General features: G+C 65.8%; 20 protein-coding genes and 1 tRNA gene. 17 read left to right on the forward strand and 4 right to left on the reverse strand.

Annotated features, from left to right (window positions below; all coding sequences use genetic code 11):
- Nucleotides 1-9: 9 nt before the first annotated feature.
- Nucleotides 10-94, reverse strand: a tRNA-Leu gene (locus tag K1Y73_RS08965).
- 161 nt (nucleotides 95-255) lie between these two features.
- On the opposite strand from K1Y73_RS08965, the gene K1Y73_RS08970 reads away from it, so the two are divergent.
- The 6 genes from K1Y73_RS08970 to gltB all read left to right on the forward strand — a co-directional run bounded on the left by K1Y73_RS08970 (nucleotide 256) and on the right by gltB (nucleotide 9,684).
- Nucleotides 256-1,242, forward strand: a complete 987-nt coding sequence (locus K1Y73_RS08970; RefSeq protein WP_225027949.1) for a complex I NDUFA9 subunit family protein — start codon at nucleotides 256-258, stop codon at nucleotides 1,240-1,242.
- Between the two features lie 10 nt (nucleotides 1,243-1,252).
- A complete protein-coding gene (locus K1Y73_RS08975; protein WP_225027981.1) occupies nucleotides 1,253-2,044 on the forward strand; it encodes an undecaprenyl-diphosphate phosphatase in 792 nt (263 codons plus the stop codon).
- Nucleotides 2,045-2,206: 162 nt separating this feature from the next.
- A complete protein-coding gene (locus K1Y73_RS08980; protein ID WP_225027950.1) occupies nucleotides 2,207-3,643 on the forward strand; it encodes an NAD(P)-dependent oxidoreductase in 1,437 nt (478 codons plus the stop codon).
- Between the two features lie 104 nt (nucleotides 3,644-3,747).
- Nucleotides 3,748-4,443: a hypothetical protein gene (locus K1Y73_RS08985; protein ID WP_225027951.1), complete on the forward strand. Its 696-nt coding sequence runs from the start codon at nucleotides 3,748-3,750 to the stop codon at nucleotides 4,441-4,443.
- On the forward strand, nucleotides 4,440-5,159 hold the full coding sequence (locus tag K1Y73_RS08990; protein WP_225027952.1) for a hypothetical protein: 720 nt from the start codon (nucleotides 4,440-4,442) through the stop codon (nucleotides 5,157-5,159). Before K1Y73_RS08985 ends, K1Y73_RS08990 begins: the two co-directional genes overlap by 4 nt.
- Nucleotides 5,146-9,684 (forward strand): glutamate synthase large subunit, encoded by a 4,539-nt coding sequence (gene gltB, locus K1Y73_RS08995; RefSeq protein ID WP_225027953.1) that lies wholly within the window; start codon nucleotides 5,146-5,148, stop codon nucleotides 9,682-9,684. Before K1Y73_RS08990 ends, gltB begins: the two co-directional genes overlap by 14 nt.
- A 39-nt stretch (nucleotides 9,685-9,723) precedes the next feature.
- Here the strand turns inward: gltB and K1Y73_RS09000 are convergent, their stop codons facing one another.
- Nucleotides 9,724-10,200, reverse strand: a complete 477-nt coding sequence (locus K1Y73_RS09000) for a hypothetical protein (RefSeq protein ID WP_225027954.1) — start codon at nucleotides 10,198-10,200, stop codon at nucleotides 9,724-9,726.
- A 129-nt stretch (nucleotides 10,201-10,329) separates the two neighbouring features.
- Between K1Y73_RS09000 and mtgA the strand changes: the two genes are divergently transcribed.
- From mtgA to K1Y73_RS09020, 4 genes are all read left to right on the forward strand, one after another.
- Nucleotides 10,330-11,073 carry a monofunctional biosynthetic peptidoglycan transglycosylase gene (mtgA, locus tag K1Y73_RS09005; RefSeq protein WP_225027955.1) on the forward strand — a complete coding sequence of 248 codons (744 nt, stop codon included), beginning with the start codon at nucleotides 10,330-10,332 and terminating at the stop codon, nucleotides 11,071-11,073.
- Between the two features lie 70 nt (nucleotides 11,074-11,143).
- On the forward strand, nucleotides 11,144-11,809 hold the full coding sequence (gene fzlA / locus K1Y73_RS09010; protein WP_225027956.1) for an FtsZ-binding protein FzlA: 666 nt from the start codon (nucleotides 11,144-11,146) through the stop codon (nucleotides 11,807-11,809).
- 61 nt (nucleotides 11,810-11,870) lie between these two features.
- Nucleotides 11,871-12,905 carry a tRNA epoxyqueuosine(34) reductase QueG gene (gene queG / locus K1Y73_RS09015; protein WP_225027957.1) on the forward strand — a complete coding sequence of 345 codons (1,035 nt, stop codon included), beginning with the start codon at nucleotides 11,871-11,873 and terminating at the stop codon, nucleotides 12,903-12,905.
- A gap of 117 nt (nucleotides 12,906-13,022) precedes the next feature.
- The gene (locus tag K1Y73_RS09020; protein WP_225027958.1) at nucleotides 13,023-13,190 is read left to right on the forward strand and encodes a hypothetical protein; all 168 of its coding nucleotides are present in this window, start codon (nucleotides 13,023-13,025) and stop codon (nucleotides 13,188-13,190) included.
- A 78-nt stretch (nucleotides 13,191-13,268) separates the two neighbouring features.
- Here K1Y73_RS09020 and K1Y73_RS09025 read toward each other — a convergent pair whose 3' ends face one another.
- Nucleotides 13,269-13,700, reverse strand: a complete 432-nt coding sequence (locus K1Y73_RS09025; RefSeq protein ID WP_225027959.1) for a MarR family winged helix-turn-helix transcriptional regulator — start codon at nucleotides 13,698-13,700, stop codon at nucleotides 13,269-13,271.
- Nucleotides 13,701-13,813: 113 nt separating this feature from the next.
- Between K1Y73_RS09025 and K1Y73_RS09030 the strand changes: the two genes are divergently transcribed.
- The 3 genes from K1Y73_RS09030 to K1Y73_RS09040 all read left to right on the forward strand — a co-directional run bounded on the left by K1Y73_RS09030 (nucleotide 13,814) and on the right by K1Y73_RS09040 (nucleotide 15,825).
- Entirely contained in the window at nucleotides 13,814-14,242 is a 429-nt protein-coding gene (locus K1Y73_RS09030; RefSeq protein WP_225027960.1) for an organic hydroperoxide resistance protein, read from the forward strand.
- A 53-nt stretch (nucleotides 14,243-14,295) separates the two neighbouring features.
- Nucleotides 14,296-14,742 carry a hypothetical protein gene (locus K1Y73_RS09035; RefSeq protein WP_225027961.1) on the forward strand — a complete coding sequence of 149 codons (447 nt, stop codon included), beginning with the start codon at nucleotides 14,296-14,298 and terminating at the stop codon, nucleotides 14,740-14,742.
- An 84-nt stretch (nucleotides 14,743-14,826) separates the two neighbouring features.
- Nucleotides 14,827-15,825 carry a dimethylarginine dimethylaminohydrolase family protein gene (locus K1Y73_RS09040; protein ID WP_225027962.1) on the forward strand — a complete coding sequence of 333 codons (999 nt, stop codon included), beginning with the start codon at nucleotides 14,827-14,829 and terminating at the stop codon, nucleotides 15,823-15,825.
- Between the two features lie 3 nt (nucleotides 15,826-15,828).
- Here K1Y73_RS09040 and K1Y73_RS09045 read toward each other — a convergent pair whose 3' ends face one another.
- On the reverse strand, nucleotides 15,829-16,725 hold the full coding sequence (locus K1Y73_RS09045) for a LysR family transcriptional regulator (RefSeq protein ID WP_225027963.1): 897 nt from the start codon (nucleotides 16,723-16,725) through the stop codon (nucleotides 15,829-15,831).
- A 154-nt stretch (nucleotides 16,726-16,879) separates the two neighbouring features.
- Here K1Y73_RS09045 and K1Y73_RS09050 point away from each other — a divergent pair, with 154 nt between their 5' ends.
- The 4 genes from K1Y73_RS09050 to K1Y73_RS09065 all read left to right on the forward strand — a co-directional run bounded on the left by K1Y73_RS09050 (nucleotide 16,880) and on the right by K1Y73_RS09065 (nucleotide 22,772).
- Nucleotides 16,880-17,320, forward strand: coding sequence for a DoxX family protein (locus tag K1Y73_RS09050; protein ID WP_225027964.1), 441 nt, complete (start codon nucleotides 16,880-16,882; stop codon nucleotides 17,318-17,320).
- Between the two features lie 64 nt (nucleotides 17,321-17,384).
- On the forward strand, nucleotides 17,385-18,209 hold the full coding sequence (gene ygiD, locus K1Y73_RS09055) for a 4,5-DOPA-extradiol-dioxygenase (protein ID WP_225027965.1): 825 nt from the start codon (nucleotides 17,385-17,387) through the stop codon (nucleotides 18,207-18,209).
- Nucleotides 18,210-18,221: 12 nt separating this feature from the next.
- Entirely contained in the window at nucleotides 18,222-19,196 is a 975-nt protein-coding gene (locus K1Y73_RS09060; protein WP_225027966.1) for a glutathione S-transferase family protein, read from the forward strand.
- A gap of 375 nt (nucleotides 19,197-19,571) precedes the next feature.
- Nucleotides 19,572-22,772 carry a PAS domain-containing sensor histidine kinase gene (locus K1Y73_RS09065; RefSeq protein ID WP_225027967.1) on the forward strand — a complete coding sequence of 1,067 codons (3,201 nt, stop codon included), beginning with the start codon at nucleotides 19,572-19,574 and terminating at the stop codon, nucleotides 22,770-22,772.
- Nucleotides 22,773-22,904 lie beyond the last annotated feature (132 nt).

The following is a 22,904-nucleotide window of genomic DNA, read 5'->3' on the forward strand; positions in this document are numbered from 1 at the left end:
TTGGTAAAGTGGTGCCCAGAAGAGGACTCGAACCTCCACGCCTTGCGGCGCTGGTACCTGAAACCAGTGCGTCTACCAATTCCGCCATCTGGGCACTGGCGGCGATGTATCCGCGTGCAGAGGGAGTGTCAACACGGCCAAGCGATAAGCGAAAGAAATTTGTCACATCCCTGCCGAAACCCTTAGGGCTTGCGGGGCCCCGGGGGGCGGGGCTATTCATCGGCAGGATTTTCGGGCCCGGACGGGAGGCGAGACATGAGCAAGCTGGTCACGATTTACGGCGGTGCAGGCTTTGTCGGCCGCTATGTCGCGCGGCGGATGGCGCGGGCGGGCTGGCGCGTCCGCGTGGCGGTGCGTCGGCCGAACGAGGCCCTGTTCGTCAAACCCTATGGCGTGCCGGGCCAGGTCGAGCCGGTGTTCTGCAACATCCGCGACGACGATTCGGTGCGCGCGGTGATGCGGGGCGCCGATGCGGTGGTGAACTGCGTCGGCACCTTCGACCGCGGCGGCCGGAACAATTTTCAGGCCGTGCATGTGGACGGCGCGGGCCGGATCGCGCGGATCGCCGCCGAGGAGGGCGTGGCCTCGCTGGTTCACATCTCGGCGCTGGGGGCGGCAAGCGATTCGCCTTCGCTTTACGGCCAGTCCAAGGCCGAGGGCGAGGCGGCGGTTCTGGCCGCCTATCCCTCGGCGGTGATTCTGCGGCCTTCGGTGATTTTCGGCACCGAGGACGGGTTCTTCAACCGATTCGCCGGCATGTCGCGGATGGGGCCGGTGCTGCCGATCGTGCATGGCGCGACCAGGTTCCAGCCGGTTTTCGTCGATGACGTGGCGCAGGCTGCGGCCAAGGCGGCGATGGGCGAGGCGGCGCCCGGGATTTACGAACTGGGCGGGCCCGAGGCCAAAAGCTTCCGCGACTGGATGGCGGACATGCTGGCGGTGATCCAGCGCCGCCGCCTGGTGCTGGGCCTGCCGGTCTTTGCGATGCGCATCCTGGCCGGAGCGCTGGATCTGGGCTCGCTGCTGACGGGGCGGCTGATTTCCAACCGCATCCTGACCCGCGATCAACTGGCCAGCCTGGGCCGCGACAATGTGGTGTCGCCGGGCGCCAAGGGCTTTGCCGATCTGGGCATCCACCCGGTCGCGCCCGAAGCGGTTCTGCCGGAATATCTGTGGCGCTACCGGCCCTCGGGCCAATATGCGGCGATCAAGGCCTCGGCCAAGAATCTGAAGAAGGCCTGACGTGGGCGACATGCTGATCGCAGCCCTGCTGGGGCTGCTGGAGGGGCTGACAGAGTTTCTGCCGGTTTCGTCCACGGGCCACCTGCTGCTGGCGGGGCATTTCCTGGGCTTCGAATCGGCCGGCAAGACCTTTGAGGTGGTGATCCAGCTGGGCGCGATCCTGGCGCTGTTCTCGGTCTATGCGGTCAAGCTGGGCGGGCTGGCGCTGGCCGCGCGGCACGATCCGGCGGCGCGGCGGTCGGTGGTGTCGATCCTGCTGGCCTTTCTGCCGGCGGTGGTCGTGGGGCTTTTGCTGCATGACTTCATCAAGACCGTGCTGTTCGAGACCCCGAAGCTGATCGCCATCATGCTGATTCTGGGCGGTTTCGTGCTGCTGGTGATCGACCGGATCGCGCCGAAGCCGGTGAATTTCGACGCGCTGGGCCTGCCCTTCGGCAAATCGCTGGCGATCGGCTTCTGCCAGTGTCTGGCGATGGTGCCGGGCGTGTCGCGGTCGGGCGCCACGATCGTGGGCGCGCTGCTAATGGGGGTCGAGAAGCGGGCCGCGGCGGAGTTTTCCTTCCTGCTGTCGCTGCCGACCATGGGGGCCGCCGTGGCCTATGACCTGTACAAGACCCGCGACCTGCTGGATTTCAGCGCGATGGGGCAGATCGCCATCGGCTTTGGCATGGCCTTCCTGACCGCCATTCTGGTGGTGCGCTGGCTGCTGAACTTCATCGGAAAGCACGGCTATTCGGTCTTTGGCTGGTGGCGAATCATCATCGGCTCGGTCGCTTTGGCGGCGCTGATGGCGGGCTTTTAAGGCGGTTTGGAAACCATGCTGACCTAATTGACGCAAAAATCTTTCGCTGGCGCAGCATCGCGACCAAAAAAGCGTGGATTAGGTCAGCATAATTGACTTTTCTTTGCGCCAGAGCGATTGTAGGAAAAGCGCACCCGGGGATTTGCACAGGGACGCGCAGCCATGGCCACGCAGAAGATGCTGAAGTTCGTCACGCTGGGCCGGCAGATGCCGGTGAAACGCGACGCATCTTCGCGCGCGAAGGATTTCCACGAAATCTACGCCGAGTTCGCCGCCGAGAAGGCCGCCGAACAGGCCAGCCGCTGCAGCCAATGCGGCGTGCCCTACTGCCAGACCCATTGCCCCCTGCACAACAACATCCCCGACTGGCTGCGCCTGACCGCCGAGGGGCGCCTGCAGGAAGCCTATGAGCTGAGCCAGGCCACCAACACCTTCCCGGAAATCTGCGGCCGGATCTGCCCGCAGGACCGGCTGTGCGAAGGCAATTGCGTGATCGAACAGTCGGGCCATGGCACGGTCACCATCGGCTCGGTCGAGAAATACATCACCGACACCGCCTGGGAAGAAGGCTGGGTCAAGCCGATCAAGCCCGCGGTCGAACGCGCGGAATCGGTGGGCATCATCGGCGCGGGCCCGGGCGGGCTGGCGGCGGCCGATGTGCTGCGCCGCGCCGGCGTGCAGGTGACGGTTTATGACCGCTATGACCGCGCGGGCGGCTTGCTGACCTATGGCATCCCCGGCTTCAAGCTGGAGAAGGACGTGGTGATGCGCCGCAATGAACAGCTGCGGCTGGGCGGCGTGAACTTTGTGCTGAACTGCGATGTCGGCAAGGACCTGTCCTTCGACGCGATCCGCGGCAAACACGATGCGGTGTTGATCGCCACCGGCGTCTACAAGATCCGCGAGATCGAGGCGCCGGGCGTCGGCGCCAGCGGCATCGTCAAGGCGCTGGATTACCTGACCGCCTCGAACAAGAAATCCTTCGGCGACGAGGTTGCCGAGTTTGACTCGGGCATGCTGGATGCCAAGGGCAAGCGCGTCGTGGTGATCGGCGGCGGCGATACGGCGATGGATTGCGTGCGCACGGCGATCCGCCAGGGCGCGCAATCGGTGAAATGCCTGTACCGCCGCGACAAGGCCAACATGCCGGGCAGCCAGCGCGAAGTGCAGAATGCCGAGGAAGAGGGCGTGGAATTCGTCTGGCTCTCGGCGCCGAAAGGCTTCACCGGCGGCACGGAAGTGGACGGCGTGATGGTGCAGAAGATGCGCCTGGGCGCGCCCGATGCGACCGGCCGGCAAAGCCCCGAAGTGATCGAGGGCGCCGATTACGTCGAGCCGGCCGATCTGGTGGTGCAGGCGCTGGGGTTCGAACCCGAGGATCTGCCCACGCTTTGGGGCGTGAAAGAGCTGGCCGTGACCCGCTGGGGCACGATCAAGGCCGATTTCCGCAGCCATGCGACCAGCCTGCCGGGCGTCTATGCGGCAGGCGACATCGTGCGCGGCGCAAGCCTGGTGGTCTGGGCGATCCGCGACGGCCGCGAGGCCGCCGATGCGATCCTGTCCTACCTGGCGCAACCTGCCACGGTGGCCGCGGAATAGCGTCTTCTTCCCGTCTTCCCCGCGTCTTCCTTTCGTCTCTACGCACGGACCATGCAGGGAAAGTTAAACGTCAGGATCTGTGACCTGATCAAAGGTAATCGGCGATGCGGAAGTTTGTCATCCTTGCCTGTCTGACTGTTGCAGCATCGCCGCTGGCGGCAGAGACTTTGCGCCAACGGCCTGAATCCTGCGTACTCGTCGCCACATCACAGGACGATCATTGTGCAGTGACAAACCACTTCCGCTGCGATGGTGCGGGCCCGATCGCCTTCTGGCAGGAAATCACGCACGGGAATGGCGCGGTCGAGATACATGCGGACGACGCCAAGCATGGTGCCATAGAGATTGTGATGCCCGGCGGCTTTCACATCAGATCCAAAAGCAGTGGTGGCTCGCCTGCAGAGGCCGTGAAGACGGGAAAGTCTCGTGTGACCGAGCGCGCCACGCTGACCAGAGATGGCGCGAGCCAATCGTCGAGTATCGTTGTGGAATATATTTATGACGGTGAGACCCGAGAGCTTGCCGGCAAGAGGTTCAAGCGCCTCAGCTATGAGGCCGATCTGGATTATCCGCAGTCGGGTAGCAAGCTTCATACGTCGGGAACGGTACTGTTCAATGAGCAGCTGGACCTGCTGATCAATGAGACAGAGGTTTCGGACGGACAGGGCGGACCCGGTCGCCGCATCAAGCTGAAAACCCTGGCGCTGGAGGGCAGGAAAGGCTTTGGATCGACCAAGCCGAAGTATGGCTGCCAATCCCTGAGCCTGAACGAATCTTTCCCGCCGGAGGTCCGCGCATGAAACGCCTTGCCTTGATCTTTGCCCTGCTGCCCGCCCCGGCGCTGGCCGGCAGCTGGACCCCGCCCGAGGGCTGCGAGATCACCATGACCGTGCAGTCCAAGGGCTGCCGGGTCTCCAACCATTATGTCTGCAAGGCCGATCCGCCGGGCGATCAATGGCGGGCGGATTTCGATCAGGAGGGCATCTATTTCTACTCGCGCATCAACCGCGAGGCGGAGTGGATCGAAAGCTTCGACGTGAACCCGACCGTGCGCCAGTCGCTGGATCCGGGCGCCGAGGACCCGGCCTCGTTCAGCGAATTGCTGTCGGCCGGCATCGACACCTACGCTTTCAGCCTGTCGCGCGATGACGGGACGCATTCGAACGTATCCGGCTTCGACCGGCTGACCGGGCGCAGCTTCACCATCGACGGGGTGGTGCTGGAAGAGACCGAATTCGACTATACCGAGACCGACGACGGCGGGACGGTGCTGCGCCGGGCGCGCGGCAACGAATATATCAGCCGCGAGCGGCGCAACTTCTTTGCCGGCCCGGGCGAAACCGATCTGGGCGATGGCCAGTGGCGGCCGATCGACGGCAGCCCGATGGATTTCGCCTTTCCCGGCGACAAGGGCTTTGGCAGCACCCAACCGATCTATGACTGCGATGCGATCCTGTCGATGGCGCCCGCAGTCTCTTCCCCTGACCTGATGGAGGCAGACCATGACCAGCTTTGATGACGCCTGGGTCCGCGAGGAAGAAGCCAAGCGCGCCTTTATGAACGAGCATTCGCTGTACCGCGAAGAGGACGAGCATTCGTCCTGCGGCGTGGGGCTGGTGGTGTCGATCTCGGGCAAGCCGTCGCGCAAGGTGGTGGAAAGCGGCATTTCGGCCTTGAAGGCGATCTGGCACCGCGGTGCGGTGGATGCCGATGGCAAGACCGGCGACGGCGCGGGCATCCATGTGCAGATCCCGGTCAAGTTCTTCTACGATGTGGTGCGCCGCACCGGGCACGAGCCGGACAGCCACAAGCTGATCGCCGTGGGCCAGGTCTTCCTGCCGCGCACCGATTTCGGCGCGCAGGAACGCTGCCGGACCATCGTGGAAGCCGAAGTGCTGCGGATGGGCCATTACATCTATGGCTGGCGGCATGTGCCGGTGGATATCAGCGTGCTGGGCGAGAAGGCCAATGCGACGCGGCCGGAAATCGAGCAGATCCTGATCCGCTGCGAGAAGGACATCGATCAGGAGCAGTTCGAGCGCGAACTGTACATCATCCGCCGCCGGATCGAGAAGGCCGCCGTCGCCGCGGCGATCCAGGGCCTGTATCTGTGCAGCCTGTCGTGCCGGTCGATCATCTACAAGGGCATGATGCTGGCCGAGCAGGTGGCGGTTTTCTATCCCGACCTGCAGGACGAACGGTTCGAAAGCGCGTTTGCGATCTATCACCAGCGGTACAGCACCAACACCTTCCCGCAATGGTGGCTGGCGCAGCCCTTCCGCATGCTGGCCCATAACGGCGAGATCAACACGCTGAAGGGCAACGTCAACTGGATGAAGAGCCATGAGATCCGCATGGCCTCGAACACCTTTGGCGAGGCGGCGGAAGACATCAAGCCGATCATCCCCTCGGGCACGTCCGACAGCGGCGCGCTGGATGCGGTGTTCGAGGTGATGGTGCGCTCGGGCCGCTCGGCGCCGATGGCGAAGACCATGCTGGTGCCGGAAGCCTGGTCGAAGCAGACGGTGAACATGCCCAAGGCCTGGGCCGACATGTATTCCTACTGCAACTCGGTGATGGAACCCTGGGACGGGCCGGCGGCGCTGGCCATGACCGACGGACGCTGGGTCTGCGGCGGGCTTGACCGCAACGGGTTGCGGCCGATGCGCTATGTCGTCACCGGCGACGGGCTGCTGATCGCGGGGTCGGAAGCCGGCATGGTGCCGGTCGAGGAAACCACGGTGCGCGAAAAGGGCGCCTTGGGGCCGGGGCAGATGATTGCCGTCGATATGAAAGAGGGCAAGCTGTACCACGACACGGCGATCAAGGACCGGCTGGCCAACAGCCAGCCCTATGGCGAATGGGTCGGCAAGATCGTCGATCTGAACGCGCTGCTGCGCGACGTGCCCGAAGCGCCGCTGTTTGCCGGGGCCGAGCTGCGCAAGCGGCAGATCGCGGCGGGCTATACGGTCGAGGAACTGGAGCAGGTCCTGGCGCCGATGGCCGAGGACGGCAAGGAAATGATCGCCTCGATGGGCGATGACACGCCGCCTGCGGTTCTGTCGAAGGTCTATCGGCCGCTGTCGCATTACTTCCGCCAGAACTTCAGCCAGGTCACCAACCCGCCGATTGACAGCCTGCGCGAAGGCCGGGTGATGAGCCTGAAGACGCGCTTCGGCAATCTGAAGAACGTGCTGGACGAAAGCTCGACCCAGACCGAGATCCTGCTCTTGGAAAGCCCGTTCATGGCGAACGCGGAATTCAAGGTGCTGGTGGACCGCTTCGGCGACCAGGTCGCGCATATCGACTGCACCTTCCCGGTCGGCCCGTCCCTGGACGACCTGCGGCTGGGGCTGGAGCGGATCCGCTCGGAAGCCGAGGATGCCGTGCGCAGTGGCGCGGGGCAATTGGTGCTGACGGATGAGCATCAGGGGCCGGAAAAGGTGGGCATGCCGATGATCCTGGCCACCAGCGCGGTGCACAGCTGGCTGACGCGCAAGGGGCTGCGGACCTTCTGCTCGATCAACGTGCGGTCGGCCGAATGCATCGACCCGCATTATTTCGCGGTGCTGATCGGCTGCGGCGCGACCACGGTGAACCCCTATCTGGCGCAGGACAGCATCGCCGACCGCATTCAGCGCGGCTTGCTGGAAGGCAGCCTGACCGATGCGATGCGCCGCTATCGCGATGCGATCGACGCGGGCCTGCTGAAGATCATGTCGAAGATGGGCATCTCGGTGATCTCGTCCTATCGCGGCGGGCTGAACTTCGAAGCCGTGGGGCTGAGCCGCGCCATGGTGGCCGAATACTTCCCCGGCATGCAGTCGCGCATCTCGGGCATCGGTCTGCATGGGGTGGAACACAAGGTCGAGGAGATCCACGCCAAGGGCTGGCGCGGCGGCAGCGACGTGATGCCGATCGGCGGGTTCTACAAGGCGCGGCGCAGCGGCGAAAAGCATGCCTGGGAAGCCCAGACCATGCATATGCTGCAGGAAGCCTGCAACCGGGCCAGCTTTGACATCTGGAAGCAGTTTAGCGCGGCGATGCGGGCCAACCCGCCGATCCATCTGCGCGACCTTCTGGACATCAAGCCGCTGGGCAAGCCGGTGCCGATCGAGGAAGTCGAATCGATCACCAGCATTCGTAAGCGCTTCGTGACCCCGGGCATGTCCCTGGGCGCGCTGTCGCCCGAGGCGCACAAGACGCTGAACGTCGCGATGAACCGGATCGGCGCCAAGTCCGACTCGGGCGAGGGCGGCGAGGATCCGGCGCATTTCCTGCCGGAACCGAATGGCGACAATCCTTCGGCGAAGATCAAGCAGGTCGCCTCGGGCCGGTTCGGCGTGACGGCGGAATATCTGAACGCCTGCGAAGAGCTGGAAATCAAGGTGGCCCAAGGCGCCAAGCCCGGCGAGGGCGGCCAGCTGCCGGGCATGAAGGTGACCGAGCTGATCGCGCGGCTGCGGCATTCGACCAAGGGCGTGACGCTGATCTCGCCCCCGCCGCATCACGACATCTACTCGATCGAGGATCTGGCGCAGCTGATCTATGACCTGAAGCAGATCAACCCGCGCGCCAAGGTGACGGTCAAGCTGGTGTCGTCTTCGGGCGTGGGCACGATTGCGGCGGGCGTGGCCAAGGCCAAGGCCGATGTGATCCTGATTTCGGGCCACAATGGCGGCACCGGGGCCTCGCCGGCGACCTCGATCAAATATGCGGGTCTGCCCTGGGAGATGGGCCTGACCGAGGCGCATCAGGTTCTGGCGATGAACAACCTGCGCGAGCGGGTGACGCTGCGCACCGACGGGGGCTTGCGCACGGGCCGCGACATCGTGATGGCGGCGATGATGGGGGCCGAGGAATACGGCATCGGCACCGCGGCGCTGATTGCCATGGGCTGCATCATGGTGCGGCAATGCCAGTCGAACACCTGCCCGGTGGGCGTCTGCACCCAGGATCAGAAGCTGCGCGACAAGTTCACTGGCAGCGCCGACAAGGTGGTGAATCTGATCACCTTCTACGCCCAGGAAGTGCGCGAGATTCTGGCGCAGATCGGGGCGCGGTCGATTGATGAGATCATCGGGCGGGCCGATCTCTTGACCCAGGTCAGCCGCGGCCATGCCGATCTGGACGATCTGGACCTGAACCCGCTGTTGATCAGCGTCGATGGCACGCACCGGATCACCTATGACCGGTCGAAGCCCAGGAATGCGGTGCCCGACACGCTGGATGCCGAGATCATCAAGGACGGCCACCGCTTCTTCGAAGACGGCGAGAAGATGCAGCTTTCCTATGCCGTGCGGAACACCCACCGCACCATCGGCACAAGGGCGGCCAGCCACATCGTCAAGAAGTTCGGCATGCGCAACAGCCTGCAGCCCGACCATCTGACGGTGAAGCTGACCGGATCCTGCGGGCAGTCTTTGGGCGCTTTCGCGGTGAACGGGCTGAAGATCGAGGTGATGGGCGATGCCAATGACTATGTCGGCAAGGGCCTGTCGGGCGGCACGATCACGGTGCGGCCGTCCATGTCCTCGCCGCTGACGGCGGCCGAGAACACGATCATCGGCAATACCGTGCTGTATGGCGCGACGGACGGGTTCCTGTTCGCCAGCGGCCGGGCCGGCGAGCGGTTCGCGGTGCGGAACTCGGGCGCCAAGGTGGTGGTCGAGGGCTGCGGCTCGAACGGTTGCGAATACATGACCGGCGGGGTGGCGGTGATTCTGGGCCGGATCGGCGCGAATTTCGGCGCCGGGATGACCGGGGGCATGGCCTATCTGTACGATCCGGCGGGCACGGCCGAGGATTTCATGAACCTGGAAAGCCTGGTGACCTGCGCCGTATCGCATCCGCATTGGGAGGCGCAGCTGAAAGCGCTGATCGAGCGGCATGCGGCCGAGACTGGATCGAAGCTGGCGCAGCGCATCCTGGCCGACTGGGCGGTGGAGCGGGCGAATTTCCTGCAGGTCTGCCCGAAGGAAATGCTGCCGCATCTGGCCTATCCGCTGTCGGACGAGCCGGTGAAACTGCCGGCGGAATAGAAAAAGGGCCCCCGCGGGGGCCCTTTGCTTTTGCAAGCCTCAGGGTTGGCCCGCGCCCTGGCCCGGGGCCGGACACTCGGCCTGGCCTTCCGGGCAGTCGCCGGGACCCGCGCCGGGCCCCTTGCCGGGACCGGCACCGGGGCCAGCACTGGCACCCTGGCCCATGTCGCCAGGCCCGCCCTTCCCTTCGGGACCGCGATGGTCTTTGCCATGACCCTTGCCATGGCCCTTCTTGCCATGCTTGCCCATGTCGCCCTTGCCGCCCATCGGCGACATCACCGGCGGGGTCGCAGCCAGCTTGTCGATCACCGGGCCGGCCGCGGCCAGGCAGGCGTCGATCGCGGTGGCGCCGCAATCGATGCGCAGGCTGCGCCCGGCGCCAAGATCCAGCCGGAAGCCCGCATCGGCGGCCGGGGCGGGGCGCGGGGCGGTGGTACTGTCTTGCGCCATCAGCGGCAGGCTGCCCAGCGCCAGGACGGCCAGCAACGCGGCGGGAAGGATCATCGGTTTCGCCATGATTTCTGCTCCTCTCATCGGGGTCATGCGGGTGATACGGGCGGCCGGCCGCGTTCCGGCGCTGTGGCGCGGTCACGGCTGCGTGTGCGATACCCTTGACCCGCGCCCGGGCTTCGGGCCTATGGGGGCATGTCCGAGACCGCCGAGAAAAAGCCCCGCGCCCGCAAGGCGAAACCTGCGGCGCCCGCGCCCCGGCCAAGGCTGACGCTGAAGCGGCTGCGGCGCTGGCTGTTGCGGGGTCTGGCGGGCGGGATCGGGGTCTTCGCGCTGCTGATCCTGCTGTTCGCCATCGTGCCGCCGCCGATCAACCTGTATCAGCTGCAGGAATCCTGGCGGCTGGGCGGAATCGAGAAGGACTGGGTCAGCTGGGACGAGATCGCGCCCGTGATGGGCCGCGCCGCTGTGGCGGCCGAGGATGCGAATTTCTGCAGCCATTGGGGCTTTGACATGACGGCGATCCGCCAGGCGATCGAGGCGGGCAGCAATCGCGGCGCCTCGACCATCAGCCAGCAGGTGGTGAAAAATGTCTTCCTCTGGCAGGGGCGCAGCTGGCCGCGCAAGGCGATGGAAGCGGCGCTGACCCCGGCGGTGGAGCTGATCTGGTCGAAACGGCGCATCCTTGAGGTCTATCTGAACGTCGCCGAATTCGACGAAGGCGTCTTCGGCGTGCAGGCGGCGGCGCGGCATTACTTCGGCGTCGATGCCAAGGACCTGACGCCCACCCAGGCCGCGCGGCTGGCGGCGGTGCTGCCCGATCCGAAGAACCGCAGCGCCTCGAAACCGTCGGATTTCGTGCGCAAGCGGACGCGGCAGATCCTGTCGGGGGCCGAAACCATTGCCGCTGACGGCCGATCCGCCTGTTTCGAGCGCTGAGCGGGCCCGGGGATTGCAAGCCGCTTGGGCAAGCGGATAGGAAGGGGAAATCCCGAAGGTCCCTTTCGCCATGAACCGACTGTATCACGTTCCGCTTTCCCCCTTCTGCCGCAAGGTCCGCCTGACGCTGGCCGAGAAGAAGATCGAGGTCGAACTGGTCGAGGAACGCTATTGGGACCCCTCGCCCGATTTCCTGCGCCGCAACCCGGCCGGCAAGGTGCCGGTCTTGCGGATGGAAGGGCGGGTGCTGAGCGAAAGCCAGGCGATCTGCGAATATCTGGAAGAGACGGTGCCGCAGCCGCAGCTGATGCCGCGCGACCCCGAGGCGCGCTATGAGGTGCGCCGCCTCTGCGCCTGGTTCGACGACAAGTTCCACAACGAGGTGACTTCGAAGCTGTTGTACGAGCGGGTGAACAAGAAGGTCACCGGCCAGGGCTATCCGGATTCGCGCAACGTGAAATTCGGGGCCAGCCAGATCAAGTATCACCTGGCCTATATGACCCAGATCCTGGATCAGCGGCGCTGGCTGGCGGGCGATGTGATGACGCTGGCCGATTTCACCGCGGCGGCGCATCTGTCCTGTCTGGATTACATCCGCGATGTGGACTGGCACAGTTTCGCGGTGGTGAAGGACTGGTACGCCAAGATCAAGTCGCGGCCCTCGTTCCGCACCTTGCTGGCCGATCAGGTGCCGGGCTTCCCGCCCCCGCCGCATTATGCCGACCTGGATTTCTGACGCGGCGCGGGGCGGAGACCCCGGGGGCCAGCCCCCGGACCCCCGGGATATTTATCGACAGATGAAGGGGGCCTTGCGGGCGCAGGCCCTTGCGGAAGGGTTTTCCGCCATGGGGATCTGCCGGCCGGATGCGGTGCCCGAAGCGGCGGGGCGGTTGCGGGCCTTTCTGGCCGAGGGGCGGCACGGGCAGATGCAGTGGATGGAGGCGCGCGAGGGCTGGCGCGGCTCGGCCGCGGCCCTGTGGCCCGAGGCGCGGGCCGTGGTGATGCTGGCCGAGACCTATACGCCGGAAAGCGACCCGACGGCGGGGCTGGCGCAGCCCGAGCGCGGGGTGATCAGCTGCTATGCCCAGGGTAAGGATTACCACGATCTGGTGAAGCGGCGGCTGAAGCGGGTGGGGCGCTGGCTGATGGACCATGCCGCAAGGCAGGGGGTGGCGGCCGAGATCAAGGTGTTCGTCGATACGGCGCCGGTGATGGAAAAGCCGTTGGCCCAGGCGGCGGGGCTGGGCTGGCAAGGCAAGCATACCAATCTGCTGAGCCGCGATCTGGGCAACTGGTTCTTCCTGGGCGCGATCTTCACCACGCTGGAATTGCCGGCGGATGCGGCCGAGACCAGCCATTGCGGCAGTTGCCGCGCCTGTCTGCAGGCCTGCCCGACCGGCGCCTTTCCCGCGCCCTATCAGCTGGATGCGCGGCGCTGCATCTCATACCTGACGATCGAACATGCCGGGCCGGTGGATGAGGATCTGCGCGGGCTGATGGGCAACCGGATCTATGGCTGCGACGATTGTCTGGCGGCCTGCCCCTGGAACAAGTTCGCGGTGGCCGCGCAAGAGATCGGCTATCAGCCGCGGGTCGGGCTGCCCGAGCTGGCCGAACTGGCGGGGCTGGATGATGCCGCCTTCCGGGCACGGTTCGCCGGGTCGCCGATCAAGCGGATCGGTCGGGGGCGGTTCGTGCGCAATGTGCTGTATGCGATCGGAAATTCCGGGGCGGCGCGGCTGTTGCCACTGGCGCAGCGGCTGAGCGGCGATGAGGACCCGACGGTCGCCGATGCGGCCCGATGGGCGGTGGGGCGGCTTTCGCAAGGCTAGGGCGCTGTGCCGCTGCAGGGCGATATGCAGCTGCAGGACGATATGCAGGTGCAGGACTGGGGGCTGGGGCCAGGGGCGCGGTTGTGCTAGGCTGTCCTTTCAAGAGGAGGACCTGCGATGACCAAGCACCTGGCTGACAAACGCAAACCGACGACGGGGGCCCGGGTGAAGCATTTCCTGCGCCTGTCGCGCGCCAAGCGCGAAACCTGGCACCGCAGCGAAAGCGCCGAAGGGGGCAGCCGTCTGACGCAATTCCTGCGCATCGCCCGCGGCCGTCTTGCCTGACGGCGCGCGAATTCTGGCGGGTGCCCCTGGCGGGGCATCCGCTTTCAGACGCAAGATCAAGGGGTTGCGGGAAGGGCCTCAGGACCTCGCCGGCTTCAGCCGGTCGCGCAGCGTGACCAGGATATCGCGCAGATCGACGATCTCGGGCAGGTCCAGCCCGGTGCGTTCGGCAAAGGCGCGGGGCACGCCGGCGGCCTGTTCGGCCAGGCTGCGGCCCTGATCGGTCAGGCGGATGCGGACCTGGCGCTCATCGTCTTCGGCCCGTTTGCGCTGCACCCAGCCCTGCGATTCCATCCGCTTCAGAAGCGGCGTCAGCGTGTTCGATTCCAGCCGCAGCTGCGCGCCGATTTCGCCAACGCTTTGCCCGTCCTGCGCTGCAAGTGCAGAAAGCACCAGATATTGCGGATAGGTCAGGCCCAGCGGATCCAACAGCGGGGCATAGGCTGCATGCATGGCATGGGCCGCGGAATGCAGCGCGAAGCACAGCATGTCGGTGGGTGCGAGGGTCATCGCAGATAGTTAGATCGCGCGCGATAGAAACGCAAGCGATGAATCAGTTGACAGACTCGATCCGGCAAAATATAAATCGTGCACGATCAAATCGCAAACGATAGGAAACTCCGATGACAGTCGATGCCAAATACTGGACCGAAGGCCTTGCCACCGGCGGCGGGCGCAACGGGCTGGCGAAGCTGGCCGATGGCAAGCTGACCGTCAACATGGCCAGCCCCAAGGAACTGGGCGGGTCGGGCCTGGGCCACAACCCGGAAGAGCTGTTCGCCATGGGCTATGCCGCCTGCTATCTGGGCGCGATGCGCTTTGCCGCCCAAAGCGAGAAGCTGGGCAGCGTGCCCGATGACGCCACGGTCAATGCCCATGTCGGCATCGGCCCGCGGTCGGATGGCGGGTTCGGGCTGAAGGTGAAGCTGGTGGTGAAGCTGCCGGGGCTGGAGCGGGCTGTGGCCGAAAAGATCGTTGAGCGCGGTCATTTCATCTGCCCCTATTCGAATGCAACCAGAGGCAATATTGACGTAGAGACCGAACTCGCCTGATAGGATAGGCGGGGCAGGTGACCGGGCTATCCGGTCACTGGCGAGGAGTTGTAGTGTACGCGTGGAAGGTGCATGCCGATCTTGGCCTTGCGCTGTGCCGTTTCGACGGGCAGCTGACGGCCTCGGTCGGCCGGCGCGCCTTTATTGACCATGTGGAGAATTCCAGCTTCGATCCCAGCCATCGCCTGCTGTGGGACATCCGCGCCGCCGAGGTGATTGCCGATTTTTCAAGCATCTTCGGTGCTGTGCAAACCCTGGCAGCCGTTTTTCAGCGGCTGCCGCAGGATTGCCAGGCGGTGTTTCTGGTCGAGACCGGAATGCAATATGGCATGGCGCGGATGCTGGAGCAGATCCTTGATTTTGCCAGCCCGATCAGGGCCCGCGTCGTCACCTCGCCCGCCGAGGCGGCGCGGGCGCTGAACCTGTCAGAGCCGGTGATGGCGGCGCTGCTGGACCAGGCGGCCGGCACGGCCGGGCGCGAAGGCCCCTTGCAGGGCTAGGGGCAAAGCGCAAGTCTTGGCCCAGCACGGCGGCCGCGGGGCAGGATGCCTTCATGCGCCCGCTGGCCTTTGCTGGAGACCGCGATGACCAATCCGCACTGGATCTATACCCAGACGATCAAGACCTTCGCCGCCGGCGCCGAGCCCGCCTTTGAAGACGAGGCCGAGCTGACGGCCAGTTGGGGCCGGGTCTGGGGCATCGACAATGACGTGGGGCAGATCCGCGATATCCTGATGCACCGGCCGGGCCCCGAAATGGCGGTGGTCGATCCGGCAAAGCGGCTGGACGAGATCGGATCCTATGGCGATCCGGCAGTGGGCTGGTACTTCCAGTCGGACACGCTGCCGGATCTGCCGCTGATGCAGGCCCAGCATGACGGCTTTGTCGCGGCGCTGCAGGCCGAGGGCGTGACGGTGCATTTCATGCAGGGCGAGGCCGGCAACCGGCTGAAGCAGGTCTATACCCGCGATCCGTTCATCATGGTGAAGGGCGGCGCGATCGTCTGCCGGATGGGCGCGCGGATCCGGCGGGGCGAGGAACTGGCGGTGACGCGCACGCTGGCCGGCCTTGGCATTCCGATCCTGCGCACCATCAACGGCACCGGCATCATGGAAGGCGGCAGTTTCGCCTGGCTGAACGAAAAGACCTGCGCGATCGGCGTGGGCGTGCGGGTGAATGCCGAGGGCGCCGCCCAGGTGGGCGAGGTGCTGGCCCGGCAGGGGGTGGAGCTGCTGGTGGTGGAACTGTCGGGCTATGACATTCATCTGGATGTCAGCTTCCTGATGGTCGACCGCGATCTGGCGCTGCTGAACCCGATGGGCCTGCCCTATTCCTTCCTGGAAGAGCTGGGCCGGCGCGGCATCCGCACTGTCGAGATCGACCCGGCCGACGACCCGTGGATCGTCAACAGCCTGGCCATCGCGCCGGGCAAGCTGCTGATGCCGGAAGGCGCCAGCAACCGCACGCTGGACCGGCTGGCGGCGGCGGGCGTCAGCTGGGTGAGCCTGCCCTATGCGGCGGTCCACAAGAATGGCGGCGGGCTGCATTGCAGCACCACGCCGCTGCGGCGCGACAGCCTGTAGCCGCTACAGGATCGCGGCCGAGCGGATATCCTCGGCCGCGAAATCGATCAGCGCCCGCACCTTGCGCGGCAAAGCGCGGCCTTCCAGATAGACTGCGCTCAGCGGATTGCTGTCAGTGTCATAGCCCGGCAGCAGCGGCACAAGCGCGCCGCGGTCCAGCCGGTCGCCCAGCGCAAAACGCGGCACATAGGCGATGCCCAGCCCGTCTTCGGCCAAGGCCACCGCCGCGCTGGCCGAATTCACCTGAAAACGGCCCTGCACCTCGGCCAGCGTCTCGGCCCCGTCGCGGTGAAACACCCAGCGCCGCGGCTGGCGGCGGTTGGTGTCGACGATGCAGTCCCGCCCGGCCAGCGCCGCGGGCGTATCGGGCGCACCGAAGCGCGCGACATAGCCGGGGCTTGCGACCAGGATGCTGCGGAACAGCCCAAGCTTGCGGGTCTTCAGCGACAGCGTTTCGCTGCGGCCCATGCGGAAGGCCAGGTCGATCCCCTCGCCCGCCAGGTCGGCGTAGCGGTCGCTGAGCCGCAGATCCAGCGTCAGCGCCGGGTTCTTCGCGCCAAAGCGGCCCAGCATGCCCGCCACATAGATCTCGCCGAAGGTCACCGGGGCCGAGATGCGGATCACCCCGGAAAAGCCGGTGGAGCCTTCGGCCAGATCGGAAAGCAGCGCGTCGAAATCGTCCAGCAGCGCCGGCGCGCGGGCCAGCAGATCCTCGCCCGCCGGGGTCAACCCGACCTTGCGGGTGGTGCGCTGGAACAGCCGCACGCCCAGGCGCGATTCCAGTTCGGCCACGTATTTCGAGGTCAGCCGGTTCGACAGGCCCAATTGCTCGGCCGCGGCGGTGAAAGAGCCGGTCTGCGCGGTGGCCACGAAGGACCGCAGCTGGTCAAGAATGTCCATGGTCCGGCCTTTCGGAACAAATCAGGGATAGTCATTCAACAAAGTCTTCATTTCGTTGAAGGATGGCAAGGCCTAGCTTGGGCCCAGATCGCAACGGCGCCACGCGATGGCCGGCTTGCGCGACTCCTGACCCCTGATTGCAAAGGATTGCACCATGTCCACTTCCGCTTCGGCATCCGCCACCTCTTCGGCCGACACGGCCGCCCTTCTGCTGCGTCTGGGCAGCGGCGTCCTGTTCCTGGCCCATGGGCTGATGAAGATCTTCGTCTTCACCATTCCCGGCACGGTGGGCTATTTCGAAAGCCTGGGCCTGCCCGGCGTCTTTGCCTATCTGACCATTCTGGCCGAGCTGGGCGGCGGGGTGGCGCTGATTCTGGGCGTTGCCACCCGGCTGGTCTCGCTGGGGATGATCGCGGTGCTGCTGGGCGCGACCTGGGTGCATTCGGGCAATGGCTGGACCTTCTCGAACCCGGGCGGCGGCTGGGAATTCCCGCTGTTTTGGGCACTGGTGCAGGGCGTGATCCTGATCCTGGGCAGCGGCGCGCTGGCCCTGCGCATCCCGGCGCTGCAAAAAGCGCTTGGCGCCTGGGCCTAAGGCCATCTCTGCGGCGGGCCGCCGGTCTGGCGGCCCCCTGTCTTCGCCCGGAAGGAGCAAGATCATGATCACCCCGCAAAGCCTGACCGCATTGCATGACCGGCTGTCGCCGTCGGACCGGATGCCGCTGGTCTTTCTGGGCCATGGCAGCCCGATGAATGCCATCGAGGACACGGCCGCCAGCCGCGCCTGGGCCGATCTGGGCCGGACCCTGCCGCGACCCAAGGCGATTCTGGTGGTTTCGGCGCATTGGATGACGCAGGGGACGACGCTGGTCGATGTCTCGGCCCTGCCGCGCACGATCCATGATTTCTACGGCTTCCCGCCCGAACTTTACGCCAAGACCTACCCGGCCCCCGGCGCCCCCGATCTGGCGCGCGATGTCGTCAGCCTTCTGGCCAGCCATCACGGCGCCGAGGATGACAGCTGGGGTCTGGACCATGGCGCCTGGAGCGTGCTGGCGCATCTTTACCCCAAGGCGGATGTGCCGGTGTTTCAGGTCTCGATCGACATGAGCCGCGAGCTTGCCTATCAGCTTGAGGTGGGGCGCAGCCTGTCTGCGCTGCGCGACCGCGGCGTGTTGATCCTGGGATCGGGCAATGTGGTGCATAATCTGCGCGCCATGCGGATGGGCGGCAAACCGCACGATTTCGCGCTGGAATTCGACACGGTCTTTGCCGAGACGCTGGAAAAGCGTGATATGGCCGCCCTGGCCGACCGCGAGGCGCTGGGGGCGCTGTTCCGCCTGGCGCATCCGTCGGTGGATCACTACCTGCCCGCGCTGACCATTGCCGGCGCCGCCGATGCGCGCGATTCGCTGCGCTTCATGACCGATACGATCGACCTGGCCTCGGTCTCGATGCGGTCTTTCGTGTTTCATTCTGCCTGAAGGAGATCTGCAATGCTGGTGAACGGAAAATGGACGACCGATTGGCAGCCGGTGCAGAAATCCGACGAGAAGGGCCGCTTCCTGCGCCAGGTGTCCAGCTTCCGCAACTGGATCACCCCCGATGGCAGCGCGGGGCCGACCGGACAGGCCGGCTTCGCCGCCGAAGCGGGGCGCTATCGGCTGTATGTGGCGCTGATCTGCCCCTGGGCCTCGCGCGCGCTGATCGGGCGCAAGCTGAAGGGGCTTGAGGCGCTGATCCCGGTGACGGTGCTGAACCCGACGCTTGGCGCGGAAGGCTGGGCCTTCGGCGGCTATCCCGGCGCCGAGGAAGACCCGCTGTTCGGCGCCCGCCATCTGCACGAGATCTACACCCGCGCCGACCCGGACTATACCGGCCGCGCCACGGTTCCGGTCCTGTGGGACATGAAGCAGGGCGTGATGGTGAACAATGAAAGCGCCGATATCCTGCGGATGTTCGACACCGCCTTCGAGGCGCTGGCCCCTTCGGATCTGCGGCTTTACCCCGCGGATCTGGGCGCCGAGATCGACGCGCTGAACGCCCGGCTTTATGACAAGCTGAACAATGGCGTCTACAAGGCGGGCTTTGCCAGCACCCAGGGCGCCTATGACGAGGCGGTCGAGGGCGTCTTTGCGATGCTGGACGAATTGGAGGACCGGCTGCAGGGCGATTTCCTGTTCGGCGACCGGCTGACCGAAACCGATATCCGCGCCTTCGTGACGCTGATCCGCTTTGACGCCGCCTATCACGGGCTGTTCAAGGCCAATCGCCGCCAGATCGCCGATTACCCGCGCCTGCTGGCCTATCTGGAGCGGGTGCTGCGCCTGCCCGGCGTGGCCAGCACGGTGAACATGGACCATATCACCCGCGGCTATTACTCGATCAAGGCGCTGAACCCGAACGGAATCCGCCCGACCGGCCCGGCGCATGTGGCGCGGCTTCTGCAGGCGGCAGGCGCCGCGGGCTGAGCCGAGGCCGCGAAGATGCGGCCCGACCCGGTGGCCCGGGGGGCGATTCCCCGGGCCGCCGGTCTTGGCCGATCCTGGCCGGTCGGGCAGGGCCGGGCCGCGGGAACCTGTCGCAATTCCGCAGCCCGATTGGCTTTTCAACCCTAAGACGTACGGGCAAGGGCCATTTCACAACGTTTGGCCTAGACTTCGGCGCGCGAGGGATTCATCGTCTGATTGGTTAACCTTTTGCCGGACGACGCCCCGGCCGCAATTCGCGAGTTTGCCATGCCATCGTCGCAGGCGCCTGATCTCTGCCAATCGGCAGACCCAACCGGACCGGGCGTCGGGCCTTATGCGTCGCGCGGGCAGATCGGCCCGGCAGGGAATGCTCGGATGGAACGGCCGATCGAGATCATTCGGTTTCTGCGCGACATGACGGCAGCGCCGGCCACCGGCACGGGCCCCGATCTGCGCCAGTGCTATGCCCGGCTGATCGCGCTGTCGGGCGGCGGGCGGGCCTGGCTGTTCCTGCCCGAAGACGGCAACAGCCTGGCCGAGTTCTGCGAGGCAGACCCCGAGGACCGGATCGGATCGGCGCCGGCCTTGCAGCAGGCCGTGCCCGAGGCGCTGGCGGTTGCCGATCCGGGGCAGCTGACCGCAGCGCCCGGATTGCGCCGGTTCCTGCTGCAGAAGAAGGCCGGCCCCGTGGTGCTGGCGCCGATGCTGCTGGGCGACCGGCTGACCGGGCTTCTGTGCCACGCGCCGCCGCCCGGGCCGGGCGACGACCGTGATCCCAGTCGTGACCCCGGCTTCCTGCGCGAATGCGCGGCCTTGCTGGGCGATCTGCAGACCCGCGCGGGCAACCGCAGCCCGCGCGGCGAACCCACGGCCCGGCTGATCCGCACGGTGGAAGCCCTGCCCGACCTGATGTTCGAGGTGGACAGCGCGGCGCGCTATACCAGTTTCATGACCGGCCCGCGCCGGATGCTGCCGCAGCCCGATCTGAACGTGACCGGCCTGTCGCTGGACGAGGTTCTGTCGCCGCCCGCCGCCCGGATCATGCATCACGCCCTGCAGACGGTGATGCGCCACGGCAAGATCTCTGGCGTGACCTATCAAAGCGCCCGCGCCGATGGCCCGCATCTGCTGGAGCTGCGCGGCGCGCGCAGGCCCTCGGACGAGCCCGACCAGCCGCCGACGGCGATCTTCCTGGCCCGCGACATCACCCGCGAACACCTGATGCGGGAAGAGCTGAGCCGGATGGACAGCGTGATGCGGGCGATGAGCAACCTTGTCATCATCGTCGATCCCGATCTGCGGGTGACCTGGGTCAATCCTGCCTTCGAGCGCCATACCGGCTGGACCCTGGACGAGATCCACGGCCAGGTGATCACCGATCTGGTGCGCTGCGACGAAAGCGATCCGGCGATATCGGCCGGCGTTGCCGAGGCGATTGCCGCGGCCCGGCCGTTCAGCGGCCAGATGGTCAACAAGGACCGTCACGGCCGCCACTTCTATGTGGATTTCAACATCCTGCCGCTGTTCAGCACCGAGGGCGTGCTGCAGGGCTTTGTCTCGGTCGAGACGGTGGTGACGGAACTGGAAGAGCAGAAGATCGCGCTGGGCAAGCTGGCCACCGAGGCCGCCGCCGCGCAGCTTCGGCTGGAAAACGCGCTGAACGCCCTGCCCGACAGCATCATGATCTTCGATGCCCAGGACCGGCTGGTGATCTGCAACCCTGCGCATCGCCGCGCCTTCGCGCGGATGGCCGATGCGCTGGTGCCGGGGGTGACGCTGTCCGAGCTGGTGCGGGTCGGGGTTGAACGGGGCTATTTCGACGGGCCGTCGGACCCGAAGAAATGGCAGCGCTACGAGGAAGAGACGCTGGCGCCGTTCCGGCAGGCCAGCTACAGCGACGAGTTGCAGATCAAGGACGGGCGCTGGTTCCGGCGCGTCAACAAGCGCACCTCGGATGGCGGGCTGATCTCGGCGATGATCGACATCACCGTGCGCCACCGGCAGATGGCCGAGCTGGATACGGCCAACGAACGGCTGTGGCGGGCGCTGGAACAGCGGGAACTGGCCGAGCAGCGGCTGAGCAACATCATGGAGGCGACGCGGGTCGGAACCTGGTCGCTGGATCTGGGCCGCGCGATGATGACCGGCTGCCAGCACTGGGCGCGGATCATCGGGGTGCAGACCAATACCGACATCTCGATTCCGCATGCCGAGTTCATGGATCTGGTCCATCCCGACGACCGCGGGATGCTGGAAACCGACACGCCGCAATCGGCCGCCCTGTCGCCCGATGTGTTCGAGCATGAATTCCGCATGCTGCACCGCGACGGCCGCTGGGTCTGGGTGCTGTCGCGCGGCCGGATCGTCGGCCGCGATGCCGAAGGCCACCCGCGGCAGTTTGAAGGCGTCGACATCGACATCAGCGAACAGAAGCAGCTGGAACTGGATATCCGGCAAAGCGATATCCTGTTGAAATCGGCGCTGGAAAGCAATGTCGCCGCCTTCGCGATCTATGACGGCGACAATATCCTGCAATATTGCAATGCCGAGGCCGAGCATATCCTGAAGCTGAAGCCGGGCCTGTATATGGGCCGGCAGGATGGCGAGCTGCGCTGGCGGATGGAACATGTCGACGGCCACCCGCTGGCGGCGGGCGAGGGGCCCTGCGAAAGGGCGCGGCGCGAGAATGCACTGCTGCGCGACCTGCGCGTCGCCGTGCGCTGGCCCGATGGCCGGCGCCAGGTGCTGACCTGCAATGCAACGCCCTTCGACGCCGGCAATGGCCGCATCCACACCGCGATCTCGTTCCGCGACATCACCCAGCAGCTGGAAGTGACCGCCCAGCTGGAAGACGCGCTGGCCCATGCCGAAGCGATGAGCAAGTCGAAGTCGATCTTCCTGGCCAATATGAGCCACGAGATCCGCACGCCGCTGAACGGCGTTCTGGGCCTGGCCGAGGTGCTGAGCCTGCAGATCAAGGATCCCGAGCAAAGCCGGATGATCGCCACGATCCGCCGCTCGGGCGAGACGCTGCTGTCGGTGCTGAATTCGATCCTGGACATGTCGAAGATCGAAGCCGGCAAGATCGACATCGAATATGTGCCGCTGCGGCTTCTGGACATCCTGCAGCAGCTTGAGGCGGTCTATTCGATCCAGGCGGCCGAGAAGGGCCTAGATTTCGAGGTCATCACCTCGTCAGGGGCGGAAATTCCGCGGATCGGCGACCCGCACCGGATCCAGCAGGTGCTGAGCAACCTGTTGAGCAATGCGATCAAGTTCTCGTCCGAGGGCGGGGTCTCGCTGACGGTTTCCTGCCGCCCGGGCCGGCCGGTGACCTTCTCGATCAGCGATACCGGCGTCGGGATGACCGCCGATCAGCGCGACCGGGTGTTCAAAAGCTTTGAACAGGCCGACAGCAGCGTGACCCGCCGCTTCGGCGGCACCGGGCTGGGCCTGTCGATCGTGCGCGAGTTGGTCGAGCTGATGGGGGGTGAAATCACCCTGGAAAGCGAGCCGGATGTCGGAACGACGGTCCATGTGTCGCTGCCGCTGAAAATGGCAGAGCCGGCCGAGTAAGTGCTTGATCTGAAAGCCTGCCCGGAAAACCGCCGCCGATCCCGCCACAGGACGGCCACAGTAATACCCCAATCTGACCAATATTTTTCCCCACATATCACCTACCAGTTGAGTCAAAGTCGAGTAATACAG

The organism is Xinfangfangia pollutisoli (genome assembly GCF_020179405.1).
Lineage (GTDB): Bacteria > Pseudomonadota > Alphaproteobacteria > Rhodobacterales > Rhodobacteraceae > Pseudogemmobacter > Pseudogemmobacter pollutisoli.